Raw genomic sequence first — 762 nt, 5'->3', positions numbered from 1 at the left:
TAGAAGGCATCGAAGCGAAACGCGCGAAAACCGAGGATCGCGGGGTGCTACCGACAAGCCTAGGGTGGCCCCCCCCGGGGCGCAGGCGGTCGTACCGCGCGAGACCGGTTTGTCGTGCGTTGCAGCCGATGCCCCTTCTGCCGCGCAGACTCCTGGATGACCTGAGGATGACGACCTTCGCCGCAATGAATGCGCCCCCGCGCTCTGCCAAAGCGGATCAATGGAGGGGAGCGGAGGAAGACGCACCGCGCCCCACCGCGGGGAGCCGCCGTGGTCCATCACGGCACGCTCTCATATATATAGCACTAAACCCTTGCCAGTAAAGCACTGAAGACTGATTTCATTCAAACCTCTATAGCTCGGAAGCGCTCAGAAGCGCTCAGAAGCTCTCCCACTCATCCTCCGCCTGCCCCGGGGCCGCGGGCTTGGGCGCCGCCGCTGCCTTGGCAGCGGGCGGGGTGGCCGAAGGGGACAAGCTGGCCACAGGCTTGGCGGCGGGCTTGCGCGCGGTGGCGCCGTAGCCCAGGGGCGTGCGTGGTGGCGCGGGCACGCGCGGGGCCGGGGCAGGGGCTGGGGCCATCGCGCTCGCGGGGCGCGCTGCCGCTGGGGCAGTGCGGGTGGTGTGGGCAGCATCCAGCCTGAACACCGCCACCGCATTCACCAGCTCGCCCGCCTGTGCGTTCAGCGCGCTGGCCGCCGCTGCCATCTCCTCCACCAGCGCCGCGTTCTGCTGCGTGGCCTGGTCCATCTGCGTCACGGCTT

The 762-nt window shown here is 69.0% G+C and carries 1 pseudogene; it reads right to left on the bottom strand.

Annotation, left to right across the window (positions count from 1 at the left end):
* Positions 1 to 379: 379 nt before the first annotated feature.
* A pseudogene (locus ACOQFS_RS00060) lies at positions 380 to 762 on the bottom strand (methyl-accepting chemotaxis protein); the annotation flags it as partial.

This window comes from Paracidovorax sp. MALMAid1276 (genome assembly GCF_049198005.1).
In the GTDB taxonomy this organism is placed as follows: domain Bacteria; phylum Pseudomonadota; class Gammaproteobacteria; order Burkholderiales; family Burkholderiaceae_C; genus Acidovorax.
This window is presented reverse-complemented; position numbering and strand designations above follow the sequence as displayed.